Raw genomic sequence first — 16,654 nt, 5'->3', positions numbered from 1 at the left:
CGGCCGGCGGCTCAGCCCAGCGCCGCCCGGATATCGCCTTCCAGCGATTCCGGGCGTGCGGTCGGCGCGTAGCGGGCGATCACCCGGCCGTCGCGCCCGACCAGGAATTTGCTGAAATTCCACTTGATCGCGGCGATTCCCAGCGCGCCGCGCTTCTCGCGCTGCAACCAGCGCCACAACGGGTGGGCGCCGGCGCCGTTGACCTGCAGCTTGGCCGACATCGGGAAGCTGACCCCGTAGTCGAGGCGGCAGAACGCCTGGATCGCGGCCGCGTCGCCCGGTTCCTGGTGGCCGAACTGGTCGCAGGGACAGCCCAGCACCACCAGCCCCTGCGCCGCATACTGGCGCCACAACCGCTCCAGCCCCGCGTACTGCGGGGTGAAGCCGCAGCGCGATGCGGTGTTGACCACCAGCAGCACCTTGCCGGCATAGGCCGACAATGGCAGCGGCGTGCCATCCAGCGCTGTCAGTTCGAAGTCGGTGGCGAGGGTCACGGCAGGCTCCAGGCGGAGCTCCAGCGTACGCCATCGCCGGCGCGGGTTTGCAACAGCAGGCGTTCCGCCGCAACCCTGCCATTCGACACACCCGCCGGCCGGGTCGCCGGGTTACCCTGAAGGTTCAGTATTTTCCGGAGTTTCCGACCTTGAACACCCGTCTTGCTCTCGCCCTGGCCGTGTCCCTGGGCGTCGCCCTGCCGGCCTACAGCCTGACCGCGATCGCCGCCACCGGGCAGACCGCCCAGCAGGCCAACCCGTTCTTCGCCGAGAGTCCGCTGCCGTTGCATTACCCGCAGTTCGACAAGATCAAGGACGCCGATTTCGCGCCGGCCTTCGACGCCGGCATGAAGCAGCAGCTCGATGAAGTCGAGGCCATCGCCAACAATCCGGCACCGCCGACCTTCGACAACACCCTGATCGCGCTGGAAAAGAGCGGCGCCATCCTCGACCGCGCCACCACCGTGTTCTTCTCGCTGATCGGCGCCGACACCAACGACGCGCGCAAGCAGCTGCAGGCCGACTACTCGGCCCGCTTCGCCGCCCACAGCGACGCCATCAACCTCAACGGCAAGCTGTTCGCGCGCATCCAGACCCTCTACAACAACCGCGCCAAGCTCGGCCTGGACGCCGAAGGCCTGCGCCTGGTCGAGAAGTACCACGACAACTTCGTGCGGGCCGGCGCCAAGCTGTCCGACGCGGACAAGGCCAAGCTCAAGGACATGAACGCCGAGCTGGCGCGGCTGGGCACCAAGTTCAGCCAGAACGTGCTGGCCGAGGTCAACGCCTCGTACATCGTGGTCGACGACGCCAGGCAGCTCGACGGGCTGTCGGCCGAGCAGATCGCCGCCGCCGCGGAGGCCGCCAAGGCGCGCAAGCTGGACGGCAAGTACGTCATCGCCCTGCTCAACACCACCGGCCAGCCGGCGCTGACCAACCTGACCAACCGCGACCTGCGCCGCCGCATCTACGAGGCCTCGGTGTCGCGCGGCAGCAAGGGCGGCGAGTACGACAACACCGCGCTGGTCTCGCGCATCATGACCCTGCGCGCGCAGAAGGCCGCGCTGATGGGCTTCGCCAACTACGCCGCCTATGGCCTGGGCAACCAGACCGCCAAGACCCCGGAAGCGGTCAACGCCATGCTCGGCCAGCTGGCCCCGGCCGCCGTGGCCAACGCCAAGCGCGAAGCCGCCGACCTGCAGGCGATGATCGACGCCGAGCAGAAGGCCGCCGGCAAGCCGGGCTTCGAGCTGCAGCCGTGGGACTGGGCCTTCTACAGCGAGAAGGTGCGCCAGGCCAAGTACAACTTCGACGAATCCCAGCTCAAGCCCTATTTCGAGCTGAAGAACGTGCTGGAGAATGGCGTGTTCTTCGCCGCCGGCAAGGAGTTCGGGCTGAGCTTCAAGCAGCGCACCGACCTGCCGGTGTACCACGACGACGTCACCGTCTATGACGTGTTCGACGCCGACGGCAGCCAGCTGGCGATCTTCATCTTCGACCCGTATGCGCGCGAGTCCAAGCGCGGCGGTGCGTGGATGAACGCCTACGTGTCGCAGTCGGGCCTGACCGGCGACAAGCCGGTGGTGGCCAACCACCTGAACATCCCCAAGCCGCCGGCCGGCAAGCCGACGCTGCTGACCTGGGACGAAGTGACCACCACCTTCCACGAGTTCGGCCACGCCCTGCATGGCATGTTCTCGAACGTGAAGTACCCCTACTTCTCCGGCACCGCGGTGCCGCGCGACTTCGTCGAGTTCCCCTCGCAGGTGAACGAGATGTGGGCCGACGAACCGACCATCCTGGCCAACTACGCCAAGCACTACCAGAACGGCTCGGCGATGCCGCAGGCACTGCTGGACAAGGTGATCGCCGCGTCCAAGTTCAACCAGGGCTTCGCCACCACCGAGTACCTGGGTGCGGCGATGCTGGACCAGAGCTGGCACCAGATCGGCGTCGACCAGGTGCCGGCGGCGCAGGACGTGGTCAAGTTCGAGCATGAGGCGCTGGTCAAGGACGGCATCTACTACGCGCCGGTGCCGCCGCGCTACCGCACCACCTACTTCAGCCACATCATGGGCGGCTATTCGGCCGGCTACTACGCCTACATCTGGTCCGAGGTGCTCGACGCCAACACCCAGAAGTGGTTCCGCGACAACGGCGGCCTGTCGCGCGCCAACGGCGACCATTTCCGCAAGACCCTGCTGTCGCGCGGTGGCAGCGTCGATGCGATGGAGCTGTTCCGCAACTTCGCCGGCCACGAGCCGCAGATCGAGCCGCTGCTGGAGAAGCGTGGCCTGACCGGCGCCGAAAGCAAGTAAGCCGGCGACTGGCCCTCCGCATGAAGCCGCCCGGTTCGCCGGGCGGCTTTTTTGTTGCCGCCAGGGCGGTCAGCGCGGCGCGACGTACCCGCCCGGCACCCCGCGCGGCGACAGCACCAGTTGCCACAGCTGCGCGTGACGGGTGCGGAAGCTGGCCATCGAAGCGGCCAGGTAGAAGCGCCACATGCGCCGGAAACGTTCGTCGTAGCGCGGGTCGAGCCGCTCCCAGGCCGCTTCCACGTTGTCCCGCCACGCCTGCAGCGTGCGGTCGTAGTCGGTGCCGAAGTTGTGCCAGTCCTCGAGTACGAACAGGCCTTCCATCGCCGCGGTGATCTGCGCGGCGGAGGGCAGCATCGAATTGGGGAAAATGTAGCGCGCGATCCACGGATCGGTGCGGTCGCGGCTGACGTTGCTGCCGATGCTGTGCAGCAGGAACAGCCCTTCCCCGCGCAGGCAGCGCCGCGCCACCTCGAAATAGCCGCGGTAGTTCTTGACCCCGACGTGCTCGAACATGCCCACCGACAGGATCGCGTCGAACGGTTCGTCCAGTTCGTGGTAGTCCTGCAGGCGGATCTCCACCGGCAGGCCGGCGCACAGTCCGCGGGCGAACCCGGCCTGTTCCTGCGAGATGGTGATGCCCACGCCTTCCACGCCATGGCGCTGCGCCGCGTACTGCAACGCCTCGCCCCAGCCGCAGCCGATATCCAGCACGCGCATGCCCGGGCGCAGGCCGAGCTTGCGGCAGATCAGATCGAGCTTGGCCTCCTGCGCGTCATCCAGGTCGCCGGCCTCGCGCCAGTAGCCGCAGCTGTAGACCAGCCGCTTGCCCAGCATCGCCCGGTACAGGTCGTTGCCGAGGTCGTAGTGGCGCTTGCCGACCTCATAGCTGCCCTGCCCGGCCTGCAGGTTGAACAGCCTGGCCTTGAGCGCGTCCCAGACCTCGCCGCCGCCATGCACGCGCTCGTCCAGCCGCGCCTCCAGCAGGTGGGCAAGGAACGCGTCGAGCGAACGCGCCCGCCACCAGCCATCCATGTAACTCTCGCCCAGGCCCAGCGAGCCATCGGCCAGCACCCGCGCGTGGAAGCGCGGGTCGAGGATGTCGATGTCCTGCGGGCGTCCCCCGCCGGGGGTGATGCCCGCCTCGTGCAGCAGTGCTTCGACACGTCGTTGCAGCCCTGCATCCATCGCTGGCCTCCACGGTTCAGGGGTGTGCGAACAGCTCCCGGTAGCCTGCGGCCACGTGCGGCAACAGCACGGACGCCGGAACGTCCACCGTCTGCGTGCCATCGGAATACGGGCCGACCTGGTAGGGCGGGAATACGAAACGCAAAGCGGCAATGCGGCCGCCGGCATCCATCACCGGTTCGAACTGCGCGAAATTGGCTGCGTCCGGGGTAGTACCCTGGTCGATCATCTTCGACAGATTGCGCACCTGGGCCTGCTGCTCCTCCGGCGTCATGTCCTCGCCCTGGGCGCGCAGCATCGCCTGCTCCAGCAGCTTGTCGCGGGTGTAATCGCTGACCGCCTGCCAGCCCTTGGGCGAATCGACCAGGGCCTGCGCGGTCAGCAGTTCCTGCCGTTCCGGCAACCACACGAAGCGCGCCACCAGCGGCTGCCCATGCGCGCCCCCGGTATAGCTGCTGCCCTCGGCCGACACCGCCACCAGCTTGGGCGTGTCCACCGCCATGTCGAAGGCCAGCGACAACTCGTACGGCGCGGTGGGGGTGTCGTTGCCGAGCTCGCCCACCGCCTTGAGCAGCTCGGACCGGGCATGTTCGGCATAGTCGGACAGAGCCCTGGCAAGGCCGGGGTACGCATTGGCCGCGGGCGGGTAGCTGATGCCCAGCACGTAGCGGGCATTGGTGTCGATCACGTCATGCAGCTCCACCGCCGCCGGCGCTGCATCGGCCGGTGCCTGCACCGCCGGCGCCACCTCCGGCGCGGCGGCAGGCGCCTGCGCATCGTCTTTCCCGCATCCTGCCATCGCCAGTACGATCAATGCCGCCGCACAGGCTCCCTGTCCCGACCTTTTCATGTCCTTTCCCTTGTGGATGGATCGTGCGGTTCCGCCCGGAACCGCTTCCGCCGCGGATTATCCCAGCAGGTCCGCGTATTCTCCATGGCGCCGCATGAAAGCAACGGCATAGCTGCATTCGGGCACCACCTTGAGGCCGCTTGCACGCGCATGCGCCAGCGCCGCCCGGGTCAACAGCGCGGCGATGCCGCGGCCGCCGATGGCGTCGGGGACGCCGGTGTGGGTGATCACCATCGCGTCGTCGCGCCGCAGGTAGTCCAGTACCGCCTGGTGGCCGTCCACGGCCAGGGTGAAGCGATGCGCGGCGGCGTCGTGCGCCACCGCTGGAAGCGCGGAGTCATCATGGCTCATGGTTGGGCTCGCCGGACCGGGTACGCCATTGTGCCGCGGCCGCACGCCGGTGTGACGTGAAAGGCGCGCGCGCGCCGCCGCGATACGTCACTTTCCGACACGCCGGCCCCTGCCTGCCCGTCCCCCGCCCTTGCCGCACCGGGAGCGGACGCACTGGCACGCGGCTTGCATCATGGCGCGCACGTTTACCGCTCGCCGCACCATGTCCGTACCGTTCGACGCCTCGCTCCCGCTGCCCCCCGACGACCCCGACGCGCTCCTGCTGGAAGGCCTGTTCCAGCTGGCCTTCAGCGGCGATACCGATGGCTGGGAGTTCCGGAAGATCGACGAGGAAGTCCACGCCCGGCTGCTGGCGGCCTACGCCGCCTAGACGCGACAGGCCCGCGACCGGTCACGGCCGCGGGCCTGCTTCTGCCCTGCCCCCATCGCGAACCGCCCCGGCCCGGCGCCGGTAGCGGCGCGCCTCAGCGCCCGAAGCGCGGGTTCATCAGCTGCTCCAGGAACACCTGCATCACCTGCGGCTCCATGAACAGCATGAACATCACCCCGAACGCGGCCCCGGCCAGGTGCGCGCTGTGGTTGATGTTGTCGTTGCCGCGCTTGTCCATCCAGATGCTGTAGCCGACGTAGAACACGCCGTAGAGGATCGCCGGGGCCGGGATGAAGAACACGAAGATCAGCGACCATGGCGAGATCAGGATGAAGGCGAACAACACCGCCGACACCGCGCCGGACGCGCCCAGGCTCAGGTAGTTCGGGTTCTTCTGGTTCTTCAGGTAGCTGGGCAGGATCGAGACCACCAGCGCGGCCACGTAGAACAGCGGGTAGGTCCACCAGTTGCCGGTGACGCGCAGCATGATCTGCTCGATCAGCCGCCCGAAGAAGAACAGCGTGACCATGTTGAACAGCAGGTGGGCGAAATCGGCGTGGATGAAGCCGTAGGTCACCAGCCGGTCGTACTGGCGATGGCGGTCCACCGCCGGTGGCCACAGGATCAGCCGGTCGGCAAGCTTGCGGTTGCTGAACGCCAGCCACGAGACCAGGCTGGTGACGGCGATCAGGAACAGGGTTATCGGTCCTTGCATGGTCAGGCTGCCCGGTAGTTGTCGACCATCCTGTAGCGGCGCGCGTACAGGCCGAATGCCAGTGCCGCCACGAATGCGAAGCCGGCGAAGAAGAACATCAGGAACGCCGCCTCGCTCAACCCGGTGCCGGCGATGCGCGCGGTCACCGTGTCGTTGCGTACCGCCGCGTTGGACAGCAGCACCCACAGGTTGCCGATGGTGGTGGTCAGGTTCCAGAAACTCATGACCACGCCCTTCATCGAGGCCGGGGCCTGGCTGTAGGCGAATTCGAGGCCGGTGGCCGACACCAGCACCTCGCCGAAGGTCAGCAGCGCATACGGCAGGATCTGCCAGAAGATGGACAGGGCGTCGCCGCCGTCCATCGCCACCTGCAGGCTGCCCACCACCACCCAGGCCAGGCCGCTGAAGGCGATGCCGGCGGTCATGCGCCGCAGCGCGGTCGGCTCGAAGCCGAAGCGGCGCAGCATCGGGTACAGCACCAGGTTGTTGAACGGGATCAGGATCATCACCAGCAGCGGGTTGATCGCCTGCATCTGCGAGGCGGTGAACCATGCCGGCATGGTCATCTGCTGGCCCTGCAGCACCCAGGTGGAGGCCTTCTGGTCGAACAGCGAGAAGAACGGCGTGGTCAGGGCGAAGATCACCAGCACCTTGAGTACCGCGCGCACGCCTTCCACCGCGCTGTCCGGGTGCGCGCCGCGGGCGCGGTCCAGCTGCAGCATGGTGCCGCCACCGATACCGGCCAGCAGCGCCACCAGCGCCAGGCACAGGTAGATCACCACGCCCAGCCCGCCTTCATGCAGGCCGCCCAGGCTCATCGCCGCCAGCACCAGCGCCCACAGCGCCAGCGCGATGCCGGCCAGCGCCACCAGCAACCCGGCATTGCCCTGCCCCGGCGCCCGCGCCAGCAGCGCGGTGCGCACCACGTTGGCGAACGAATGCGGGTCCTTCGGCGGCAGCGGCACCAGCACGTAGCGCCGGCGTCCCAGCCAGAACACGAACGTGGCCACGAACATCAGGATGCCGGGAATGCCGAACGCCCATTGCGGGCCCAGGTTCTTCAGCGCCAGCGGGATCAGCAGCGAGGCGAACAGCGAGCCGAAGTTGATGATCCAGTAGAAGGCGTCGAACACCAGCTTGGCCAGGTGCTTGTTCGACTGGTCGAACTGGTCGCCCATGAACGAGGCCACCAGCGGCTTGATGCCGCCGGCTCCCAGCGCGATCAGGCCCAGGCCCAGGAAGAAGCCCTGGCGGCTGTTCTCGAACAGCGCCAGGCACAGGTGGCCGGCGCAGTACACCAGGCTGAACCACAGGATGGTGCGGTACTTGCCGAAGAAGCGGTCGGCCAGCCAGCCGCCGAGCAGCGGGAAGAAATACACGCCGATCATGAAGCTGTGCATGATGTCCTTGGCCTCGCCGGCGCGGCCGTCGGCGGTCAACTCCTGCAGCAGCAGCGAGGTGATCAGGAACTGCACCAGGATGTTGCGCATCCCGTAGAAACTGAAGCGCTCGCAGGCTTCGTTGCCGATGATGTAGGGAATCTGGCGGGGCATGCCGGCCTTGCCGGCGGGGGCTGCTGCCACGTCGTTGCTCGTCATCTGTAAGGCGATCCTGCGAATGCAAAGGGGGCAAGGGTAACGCAAGCGGCCACCCGCGCGCCCGCGGCAGCGCACGAGGCCGCGCCTGCACGGCCCCTAGACAGCGCCGCACGCTAGCATGGCCGCAGTTCCGTACGGGTTGTCGCAATGAAGCACTGGGGCTGTCTGGCGCTGCTCGCCTTGTCCTTCGCCGTGGCCGCCGAGCCCGCCACGCCGGTGCTGCGGATCGCCAGCCTGCGCCTGCCGCAGGACAGCGCCCAGTGGGACCGGCAGCGCGGGCGGATCCTGGCCCTGCTGGCCGAGCTGCGCGCCGACGTGATCGCGGTACAGGACGTGCGGCAGTCGCCGGGCGCGCCCAACGCCGCCTGCTGGCTGGCCACCCGGCTCAGATACAGCTGCGACTTCATCACCGCCGACCCGCCCAGCCACGCGCAGCGCCGCGGCAGCGCCATGCTGGCCGGCCTGGACGTGATGGAGGACGGCCTGACCCTGCTGCACGGCCGGGGCCAGCTGACCGCCGCCGGCATGCAGCGCGCACGGCTGGAGCGCAGGGCGGTCAACATCTACATCGCGCGCATCGCCCCGGACGGCAATGATCCGCAGGTGCGCGCACAGCAGGCGGCGGACCTGCTCGCCTGGATCGGCGCGACCGACGAGGACGCGCCATCGCTGGTCGTGGGCGAGTTCTCCGCGCCCACCGAAGAACTGGTCCGGCAGCTGCCCGGCTTCCAGCCGGCGCGGCGGAACCCGTCGGTACGGCACCCGGCCACGGGCGCCGCACTGGGCAGCCGCGCGCATGGCCTGGACGTGCTCTACCAGGTGCGCAGCTTCGCCGATGTCGCCCAGCAGGCGGTGGAACTGGCGCCCGATGACGGGGAACCGGCGCCGCTGGCGCTCGGGGTGATGACCACCCTGCGCCTGATCGCGGGCGAAGCGACCGCGCCGACCGCGCCCTGAACGACGAAGCCGGACGTTTCCGCCCGGCTTCGCCTGGTCATCCGTGCGCGGGCGGGGCCATGCCCCGCGCGCACTGGTTGCCGTCGCCGATCAGGCCACGGCCTCCTCGTAACGGCGTTCCACTTCCTTCCAGTTGATCAGGCTGTAGAAGGTCTCGATGAACTCGGCGCGGCGGTTCTGGAACTTCAGGTAGTAGGCGTGTTCCCACACGTCGATGGTCAGCACCGGGGTACGGCCCTCCATCAGCGGGCTTTCCTGGTTGCCGGTCTTCTCGACCACCAGCTTCTTGTCGGCGGTCACGCTCAGCCACGCCCAGCCCGAACCGAACTGGGTCAGCGCAGCCTTGGTGAAGGCTTCCTTGAACTTGTCGAAACCGCCGAGCTGCTCGTCGATGGCCTTGCCCAGCGCGCCGCCCGGGGTGCCACCGGCGTTGGGGCCGATCACGTCCCAGAACAGCGAGTGGTTGCCATGGCCGCCGCCTTGGTTGCGCACGCCCTGCTGCAGGCTTTCCGGCAGGGTCTTGACCTTGCGCAGCAGCTCGTCGATCGGCAGGTCGGCATATTCGGTGCCCTCGACCAGCGCATTGAGGTTGTTGACGTAGGTCTGGTGGTGCTTGGAGTAATGGATCTCCACGGTGGCCGCATCCATGTACGGTTCCAGCGCGTCGTAGGCGTAGGGCAGCTTGGGCAGGGTGTAGGCCATGAGGGATCTCCTTGGGTTCGATGCCTGGGTTCGTGTGTCCGGCGCATGCCGGACGGTGCACCGGCAATGGTAGGCAGGAAGCGGCAACTTACCAAGGCCGATGTAAAGGAAACTTCGTCCTGTGGCGGGCACAAACGCCACCCCGGCCGCGCGGACGTCGGCTGCGATGGCCCGCGTTCAAGAAAAATCCCGCGCAGACGCGATAATCGGTCTTTCCATGCCACACGGGCTCCTGCTCCATGCGCAAACCGTTGCTCCTGCTCACCGCCGCGATCGTGCTGGTGGCCGGCCTGTGGGCCATGCGCGCGCTGCAGCAGCCGCCGCCCCCGCAGTTCGCCCCCTCGCTGGACGGGCCCGCGGCGCCGGCCGTCAGCGAGGAACCGCGCCAGCCCGGCACGGGCGGCACGCTGCCGGCCTTCCTGCCGCCGGAAGCGCACGACACCATCGCGCTGATCCAGCGCAACGGGCGCTTCCCGCACCGCCAGGATGGCAGCGTGTTCGGCAACCGCGAGCAGCGCCTGCCGCAGCGTCCGCGCGGCTATTACCGTGAATACACGGTGCGCACGCCGGACCTGGGCCACCGCGGCGCGCGCCGGATCGTCACCGGCGGCGACCCGCCGGAAGTCTGGTACTACACCGACGATCATTACGAGACCTTCCGCGGTTTCGAAGTACCGGCCAACGGAGGCACGCGATGAGCGACAGCGGATTCGACATGGGCCTGGAGGATGTCGGCCAGGCCGGCGTATACGGCGTGGCCCACGGCGACCTCGGCGGGCTGGCCGCGGCCGCGCGCGATGCCGGGCTCAAGGTGCTGCGGGTGGACCTGGAATCGTGCACCGACAAGCGCACCCTGCTGCTGCGCATCGGCACCCAGCTGGATTTCCCGGCGGGTTGGGGCCGCAACTGGGATGCGCTGTCCGATGCGCTGCGCGACCTGTCCTGGCTGCCGGCCAACGGCTACGCGCTGCTGTTCGGCGATGCCGGCGACCTGCGCCAGGCCAGCCCCGCCGATTTCGACACGCTGCTGGACATCCTCGCCGAAGCGGCGGCCAGCTGGGCCGGCGACAACGTGCCGTTCTGGGCGTTCTTCGAGCTGCCCGGCGGCGGCGGGGCCGGCGACCCGGGCGACGCCTGAACCGGCATCACGTCAGGCCGGCGGGCATGCCGGCCCTTTCAGTTCGATCAGGTTGCCGTCGGGATCGGCGAAGTAGAGCGAAAGCCCGTCGCCCTCGGCGCCGAAATTGAGCTCCGCCGCCGACGGCGCCAGCCCATGGCGGCGCAGGTGCGCGGTGATGGCAGCTGCATCGAACGGCTCGATGCGCAGACACAGGTGGTCGACGTTGCGCGCGCCCTCGCCCGCGGCATCGCCGCCACGGGCGCCCAGGGGGCCGGCCACGCTCACCAGATCGATCATCGACGTGCCGGCCCGCAGGTGGACCAGGCCGAGCGGCTCGCGCCGCCTGACCACCTCGCAACCGAGCACGCTCCGGTAGAACGCGATGCTGCGCGGCAGCTCGCGGACGCGGAAGACCACGTGGTCGATGCGCTGCACCGGAAAAGGCATTGCCATCGCGCGCTCCATGGGGGAAACCGGGGAAGCGCGCCATCCGGCCGCGGCGCCTCCCGCGGCGATTGTCACATGGGCCACGGGCGCCGCCACGCGGCGTGCCCGGGCCTGCCCGCTCAGCCGTCCAGCTCTTCCCAGCGCGCGTAGGCCGCGTCCAGTTCGGCCTGCACCCTGGCCAGCTGCTGCGTGTGCGCGGTGACCTCGGCGCTGGAGCGGGTGTAGAACGCCGGATCGTTCATCGCGCCGGTCAGGCCTTCCACGTCGCGCTCCAGCTGCTCGATCTTCGCCGGCAGCTGCTCCAGCTCGCGGGCATCCTTGAAGCTGAGCTTGCGCCTGGCCGGCGCCGCCTCGGCCACCGCTGCGGCCGCCACCGGTTTCGCGGCCGGCACTGCCGTGGCCGAGGCCCTGGCCACGGCCATGCCGTTCTGCGCCGGCGGCGGGCGCTGGCGCAGCGAATCGGTATAGCCGCCGACGTAGTCGCCGACCCGGCCCTCGCCTTCCAGCACCAGGGTGGAGGTGACCACGTTGTCGAGGAAATCGCGGTCGTGGCTGACCAGCAGCAGGGTGCCGGTGTAGTCGCCCAGCAGCTCTTCCAGCAGCTCCAGGGTTTCCACGTCCAGGTCGTTGGTCGGTTCGTCCATCACCAGCAGGTTGGACGGCTGCGCGAACAGCTTGGCCAGCAGCAGGCGGTTGCGCTCGCCGCCGGACAGCCGGGTGATCGGGGCGCGCGCCCGTTCCGGGGTGAACAGGAAATCCTGCAGGTAGGCATGCACGTGCTTGCGCTTGCCGTTGAGATCGATGAAGTCGGCACCTTCGGCCACGTTCTCGATCGCGCTCCAGTCCTCGCGCAGGGTGGCGCGGTACTGGTCGAAGTAGGCGATCTGCAGGTTGGTGCCCTGGCGCACCTCGCCGCGGTCCGGCTGCAGCTCGCCCAGCAGCAGCTTGAGCAGGGTGGTCTTGCCGCTGCCGTTGGGGCCGATCAGGCCGATGCGGTCGCCGCGCATGATCGTGGTGGAGAAGTCCCTGATCATCACCCGCTCGCCGAAGGCGAAGCTGACGTCCTTGACGTCGATGACCTTCTTGCCGGAGTTCTCGCCCGCGGCCGCTTCCAGGCGCACGTTGCCGCCCAGCTCGCGGCGCTGGCCACGCTCCATGCGCATGGCCTTGAGCCGGCGCACGCGGCCTTCGTCGCGGGTGCGGCGGGCCTTGATGCCCTGCCGGATCCACACTTCCTCCTGCGCCAGCAGCTTGTCGAAGCGCGCATTCTCCTGCGCCTGGGCGTTGAGGCGTTCCTCGCGGCGGCGCTCGTAGTTGTCCCAGTCGCCCGGCCAGCTGGTCACCTGTCCGCGGTCGATCTCGACGATGCGGGTGGCCAGCGCGCGCAGGAAGCGGCGGTCATGGGTGACGAACACCACGCAGCCGTTCCAGCCCTTGAGGAAGCCCTCGAGCCAGTCGATGGCCTCGATGTCCAGGTGGTTGGTCGGCTCGTCCAGCAGCAGCACGTCCGGCCCGGCCACCAGCGCACGCGCCAGCAGCACGCGGCGCTTCATGCCGCCGGACAGGCGCCCGAACTCGGCATCGCCGTCCAGCTCCAGCTTGGTCAGGGTTTCGGACACGCGCTGGTCCAGCGCCCAGCCATCGGCTGCGTCGATCCTGGCCTGCACCTTGCCCATGGCGTCGCCGTCGAAGGTTTCGGCATGGCTCAGGCGGTGGAACTCGGCCAGCCAGTGGCCAAGCTCGCCGAGGCCATCGGCGACGACGTCGAACACGCTGCCGGACGCGCCATGCGGCACCTCCTGCTCCAGGCGGGTGACGCGCACGCCCTGCTGGACGCGCACCTCGCCGTCGTCCGGCTTCAGTTCGCCGGCCATCAGTTTCATCAGGGTGGATTTGCCGGCGCCGTTGCGGCCGATCAGGGCGATGCGCTCGCCACTTTCGATCGACAGCTCGGCTTTTTCCAGCAACAACGGGCCGCCGACGCTGTAGTCGACGTTCTGCAGGGTGATCAAAGGCATGCGCGCATTGTACGGGAGCCGCGCTCAGGCGTCGGCGAACGTACCTTCATCCAGCGCCAGCAGGCGCCGCAGGCTGGCCGCTACCCGCTTGCCCGGGTGCCGCACCAGCCACAGCTGGCGGCGCAGCGGCGGCAGCGGCGTGGCCAGTTCGTGCAGCCGCCCCAGCGCGACCAGGTCGGCCACCGCATGCCGCGACAGGCACGCCAGCCCAAGCCCGGCCACCGCGCCCTGTTTGATCGCCTCGGTACCACCGAGCTGGAGCACTTCGGAAAAACCATGCAGGTGCGGCAGCAGCGCCTGCTCGGCCGCCTCGCGGGTGCCGGAACCGGGCTCGCGCAGCAGCCAGCAGGCGCCGCGCAGCTGCGCCATGTCGGCACCGGCGCGCAGCGCGGCCGCCTGCCGGTGGCGATCGCCGAACACGATGACCAGCTCGTCCTCGTGCCAGGCCGCCACGTCCAGCCCCGGTTCGTGGCATGGGCCCTCGATCAGGCCGATGTCCACCTCCAGCCGCTGCACCGCACTGGCGACTTCGCGGGTATTGCCGATCACCAGGTCGACCCGTGCATGGTCGTTGCCATCGCGCAGGTCGGCGATGCGCGCCGGCATCAGGTAGTTGCCGATGGTGGTGCTGGCCCCCACCCGCCAGCGCACCGGGGCGGCGGTCTCGCCGCCCCCGCGGTAGCGGCGTTCGATGTCCTCCGCGGCCGCCAGCAGGGCGCGCGCCTCGGGCAGCAGCGCGCGGCCGTGGCCGTTGAGCACCAGCCGTCGGCCGACGCGGTCGAACACGGCAAGCCCGAGCAGGTGCTCCAGCTCGCCCAGCGCCGCGCTCACCGCCGATTGCGACAGCCCGATGGTGTCCCCGGCGGCAGTGGTGGTTCCCGTCCTGGCGATGGCGGAGAAGATCTGCAGCTGGCGCAGGGAAAGACGCATGAATTACCCATAAAATAGGTTGTCCATACGAATATAATCCGTTTTACAGGTGATTGGCACGGAATCAGGATGAGCCATCCCCTGATGATCCACCGTCATGAACACCGTCACACACAGGCAGGCCAGCGCCCGCCCGCCGCGCCTCCCCGGCCTGCTGCTCACCGCCGCCATCGCCGCCCTCGCCCTCTGGCTGGGCACCGTGCCGTGGCTCCAGGCCCATGGCATCAGCGCGCTGACGCTGGCCATCGTGATCGGCATCGCCGTCGGCAATACCACCTACCCCGCCCTCGCGCCGCGGGTGGCAGCCGGCGTCGGCGTCTCCAAGGCCACCGTGCTGCGCGCGGGCATCGTCCTCTACGGCCTGCGGCTGACCGTGCAGGACATCGGCCAGGTCGGCGTAGCCGGGGTGCTGATCGACGCGCTGGTGCTGTGCTCCACCTTCGCCCTGGCGTGGTGGCTGGGGACCCGCGTGCTCGGGCTGGAGCGCAACACCGCGCTGCTGATCGGCGCCGGCAGTTCCATCTGCGGCGCCGCGGCGGTGATGGCCGCCGAGCCGGTGGTCAAGGGCCGGGCCGAACAGGTCGCCATCGCCGTGGCCACGGTGGTCGTGTTCGGCACCCTGGCGATGTTCCTGTACCCGCTGCTGTACCGGTGGGGCGTGCATGCCGGCTGGATGCCGCTGGACGACACCGGCTACGGCGTGTTCACCGGCTCCACCGTGCACGAAGTGGCGCAGGTGGTGGCCGCCGGCCGCGCCGTCAGCCAGCCGGCCGCCGATGCCGCGGTCATCGCCAAGATGGTGCGGGTGATGATGCTGGCGCCGTTCCTGGTCGGCCTGTCGGCACTGCTGGGGCGCGGCGGCAACCGCGGCACCGGCCAGCGCTCGACGATCGCGGTGCCCTGGTTCGCCTTCGGCTTCATCGCCATGGTCGGCTTCAACTCGCTGCAGTTGCTGCCCCCCGGGCTGGTCACCACCCTGGTCGAGTTGGATACCGCGCTGCTGGCGATGGCGATGGCCGCGCTGGGCCTGACCACCCATGTCTCGGCCCTGCGCCAGGCCGGCGCCCGGCCGATGCTGCTGGCCGCGCTGCTGGCCGCCTGGCTGGTGGGCGGCGGCCTGCTGGTCAATCTCGCGGTACGCGCCCTGTGCTGAACCCGCCGCGCCGCGACGGCGGCCGGAGCGGCACGGCCTGCCGGCATCTGCGAAAATACGGCATGACCGATTTCTCCTCGTTGCCGCTGATCCCGGCCCTCGCACCCGGCATCGACGCGCTGGGCTACACCACCATGACGCCGGTGCAGGCGCTGGGCCTGCCGCCGATCCTGGAGGGACGCGACGTGATCGCCCAGGCCCCCACCGGCAGCGGCAAGACCGCCGCCTTCGGCCTGGGCCTGCTGAACCGGCTCGACCCGGCCACCATCCGTACCCAGGCGCTGGTGCTGTGCCCTACCCGCGAACTGGCCGACCAGGTCGGCAGGCAGCTGCGCAAACTGGCCACCGGCATCCCCAACCTCAAGCTGCTGGTACTGACCGGCGGCGTGCCGCTGGGCCCGCAGCTGGCCTCGCTGGAGGCGCACGACCCGCAGGTGGTGGTGGGCACGCCCGGCCGCGTGCAGGAACTGGCGCGCAAGCGCGCGCTCAACCTCGGCCAGGTGCGCAGCTTCGTCCTCGACGAGGCCGACCGCATGCTCGACATGGGCTTCGAGGAGCCCATCCGCGAGATCGCCGGGCGCACCCACAAGGAGCGGCAGAGCCTGCTGTTCTCGGCCACGTTCCCCGATGCCATCCGCGAACTGGCGCGCGCCCTGCTCAATGACCCGGTGGAAGTCACCATCGATGGCCAGCAGGAAGCCCCGGCGATCCAGCACCTGTTCTTCGAGGTCGAGCCGGCGCACCGGCAGAAGGCGCTCGCCGGGCTGCTGCTCAGGTACACGCCCGAATCGGCCGTGGTGTTCTGCAACACCCGCAAGGACGTGGACGAGGTGGCCAATTCGCTGCGCCAGTTCGGCTTCTCGGCGCTGGCCCTGCATGGCGACATGGAACAGCGCGACCGCGACGAGGTCCTGCTGCAGTTCGCCAACCGCAGCTGCAACGTACTGGTCGCCAGCGACGTGGCCGCGCGCGGCCTGGACGTGGAAGACCTGGCCGCGGTGGTCAACTACGAGATGCCCAGCGACCTGGACACCTACCGCCACCGCGTCGGCCGCACCGCCCGCGCCGGCCGCCGCGGCCTGGCGCTGAGCCTGGTCGCCAGCCGCGAGCGCCACCGCGCCGATGCGCTGGAAACCGACCAGGGCACCGCCCTGGACTGGCAGAAGACCCCGCTGGCCACCGCGCGTCCGGCACAGCTGCCGCAGGCGGCGATGACCACGCTGCGGATCGATGGCGGCAAGACCGACAAGCTGCGCGCCGGCGACATCCTCGGCGCGCTCACCGGTGACGCCGGGCTGTCGGCCAAGGCCATCGGCAAGATCGACATCTTCCCCACCCGTTCCTACGTGGCCATCGCCCGCGAGCAGGCCGGCAAGGCGATCGCGCGGCTGGAAGCGGGCAGGATCAAGGGCAAGCGCTTCCGCGTGCGCATCCTCTGATTCCAGC

At 69.3% G+C, this 16,654-nt stretch carries 17 protein-coding genes; 7 read left to right on the top strand and 10 right to left on the bottom strand.

The annotated features are described in order from the left end of the window. Positions 1 to 11: 11 nt before the first annotated feature. Complete coding sequence (locus F0P95_RS11570) at positions 12 to 494, bottom strand: glutathione peroxidase (RefSeq protein WP_182334352.1); 483 nt, start codon at positions 492 to 494, stop codon at positions 12 to 14. Between the two features lie 149 nt (positions 495 to 643). On the opposite strand from F0P95_RS11570, the gene F0P95_RS11565 reads away from it, so the two are divergent. Next, entirely contained in the window at positions 644 to 2,812 is a 2,169-nt protein-coding gene (locus F0P95_RS11565) for a M3 family metallopeptidase (protein ID WP_182334351.1), read from the top strand. 69 nt (positions 2,813 to 2,881) lie between these two features. Here F0P95_RS11565 and cfa read toward each other — a convergent pair whose 3' ends face one another. The 3 genes from cfa to F0P95_RS11550 are packed head-to-tail and all read right to left on the bottom strand — an operon-like array spanning position 2,882 to position 5,198. Next, the gene (gene cfa, locus F0P95_RS11560; protein ID WP_182334350.1) at positions 2,882 to 3,997 is read right to left on the bottom strand and encodes a cyclopropane fatty acyl phospholipid synthase; all 1,116 of its coding nucleotides are present in this window, start codon (positions 3,995 to 3,997) and stop codon (positions 2,882 to 2,884) included. 16 nt (positions 3,998 to 4,013) lie between these two features. Then, a complete protein-coding gene (locus F0P95_RS11555) occupies positions 4,014 to 4,847 on the bottom strand; it encodes a DUF3298 and DUF4163 domain-containing protein (RefSeq protein ID WP_182334349.1) in 834 nt (277 codons plus the stop codon). 57 nt (positions 4,848 to 4,904) lie between these two features. Beyond that, the gene (locus F0P95_RS11550; protein WP_182334348.1) at positions 4,905 to 5,198 is read right to left on the bottom strand and encodes a GNAT family N-acetyltransferase; all 294 of its coding nucleotides are present in this window, start codon (positions 5,196 to 5,198) and stop codon (positions 4,905 to 4,907) included. A gap of 202 nt (positions 5,199 to 5,400) precedes the next feature. Here F0P95_RS11550 and F0P95_RS11545 point away from each other — a divergent pair, with 202 nt between their 5' ends. Continuing rightward, complete coding sequence (locus F0P95_RS11545; protein WP_182334347.1) at positions 5,401 to 5,568, top strand: hypothetical protein; 168 nt, start codon at positions 5,401 to 5,403, stop codon at positions 5,566 to 5,568. A gap of 94 nt (positions 5,569 to 5,662) precedes the next feature. Here the strand turns inward: F0P95_RS11545 and F0P95_RS11540 are convergent, their stop codons facing one another. Both F0P95_RS11540 and F0P95_RS11535 read right to left on the bottom strand, forming a co-directional pair. Continuing rightward, positions 5,663 to 6,283 carry a rhomboid family intramembrane serine protease gene (locus tag F0P95_RS11540; RefSeq protein WP_054665322.1) on the bottom strand — a complete coding sequence of 207 codons (621 nt, stop codon included), beginning with the start codon at positions 6,281 to 6,283 and terminating at the stop codon, positions 5,663 to 5,665. Between the two features lie 2 nt (positions 6,284 to 6,285). Next, a complete protein-coding gene (locus F0P95_RS11535) occupies positions 6,286 to 7,881 on the bottom strand; it encodes a POT-type proton-dependent oligopeptide transporter (RefSeq protein WP_182334346.1) in 1,596 nt (531 codons plus the stop codon). A gap of 147 nt (positions 7,882 to 8,028) precedes the next feature. Between F0P95_RS11535 and F0P95_RS11530 the strand changes: the two genes are divergently transcribed. Continuing rightward, entirely contained in the window at positions 8,029 to 8,838 is an 810-nt protein-coding gene (locus tag F0P95_RS11530; RefSeq protein ID WP_182334345.1) for an endonuclease/exonuclease/phosphatase family protein, read from the top strand. Positions 8,839 to 8,928: 90 nt separating this feature from the next. On the opposite strand, the gene F0P95_RS11525 is transcribed toward F0P95_RS11530, so the two are convergent. Continuing rightward, positions 8,929 to 9,540, bottom strand: a complete 612-nt coding sequence (locus tag F0P95_RS11525; RefSeq protein ID WP_054665316.1) for a superoxide dismutase — start codon at positions 9,538 to 9,540, stop codon at positions 8,929 to 8,931. 239 nt (positions 9,541 to 9,779) lie between these two features. On the opposite strand from F0P95_RS11525, the gene F0P95_RS11520 reads away from it, so the two are divergent. Continuing rightward, positions 9,780 to 10,238, top strand: a complete 459-nt coding sequence (locus F0P95_RS11520; RefSeq protein WP_182334344.1) for a guanyl-specific ribonuclease — start codon at positions 9,780 to 9,782, stop codon at positions 10,236 to 10,238. Then, positions 10,235 to 10,678 carry a barstar family protein gene (locus F0P95_RS11515; protein ID WP_182334343.1) on the top strand — a complete coding sequence of 148 codons (444 nt, stop codon included), beginning with the start codon at positions 10,235 to 10,237 and terminating at the stop codon, positions 10,676 to 10,678. Before F0P95_RS11520 ends, F0P95_RS11515 begins: the two co-directional genes overlap by 4 nt. Before the next feature lie 12 nt (positions 10,679 to 10,690). On the opposite strand, the gene F0P95_RS11510 is transcribed toward F0P95_RS11515, so the two are convergent. From F0P95_RS11510 to F0P95_RS11500, 3 genes are all read right to left on the bottom strand, one after another. Beyond that, complete coding sequence (locus F0P95_RS11510; protein ID WP_232528677.1) at positions 10,691 to 11,125, bottom strand: VOC family protein; 435 nt, start codon at positions 11,123 to 11,125, stop codon at positions 10,691 to 10,693. 101 nt (positions 11,126 to 11,226) lie between these two features. Next, the gene (locus tag F0P95_RS11505) at positions 11,227 to 13,125 is read right to left on the bottom strand and encodes an ATP-binding cassette domain-containing protein (RefSeq protein ID WP_182334342.1); all 1,899 of its coding nucleotides are present in this window, start codon (positions 13,123 to 13,125) and stop codon (positions 11,227 to 11,229) included. Positions 13,126 to 13,149: 24 nt separating this feature from the next. Next, positions 13,150 to 14,055, bottom strand: coding sequence for a LysR family transcriptional regulator (locus F0P95_RS11500; RefSeq protein ID WP_182334341.1), 906 nt, complete (start codon positions 14,053 to 14,055; stop codon positions 13,150 to 13,152). Positions 14,056 to 14,152: 97 nt separating this feature from the next. On the opposite strand from F0P95_RS11500, the gene F0P95_RS11495 reads away from it, so the two are divergent. Together F0P95_RS11495 and dbpA are read left to right on the top strand one after the other, a co-directional pair. After that, on the top strand, positions 14,153 to 15,208 hold the full coding sequence (locus F0P95_RS11495) for a YeiH family protein (protein WP_182334340.1): 1,056 nt from the start codon (positions 14,153 to 14,155) through the stop codon (positions 15,206 to 15,208). A gap of 62 nt (positions 15,209 to 15,270) precedes the next feature. After that, positions 15,271 to 16,647 (top strand): ATP-dependent RNA helicase DbpA, encoded by a 1,377-nt coding sequence (gene dbpA, locus F0P95_RS11490; RefSeq protein ID WP_182334339.1) that lies wholly within the window; start codon positions 15,271 to 15,273, stop codon positions 16,645 to 16,647. Positions 16,648 to 16,654: the final 7 nt, after the last annotated feature.

It is taken from the genome of Stenotrophomonas acidaminiphila (assembly GCF_014109845.1).
Taxonomy (GTDB): Bacteria; Pseudomonadota; Gammaproteobacteria; order Xanthomonadales; family Xanthomonadaceae; genus Stenotrophomonas; species Stenotrophomonas acidaminiphila.
The sequence above is the reverse complement of the archived record's forward strand: the minus strand, read 5'-3'. Positions and strand labels throughout refer to the sequence as shown.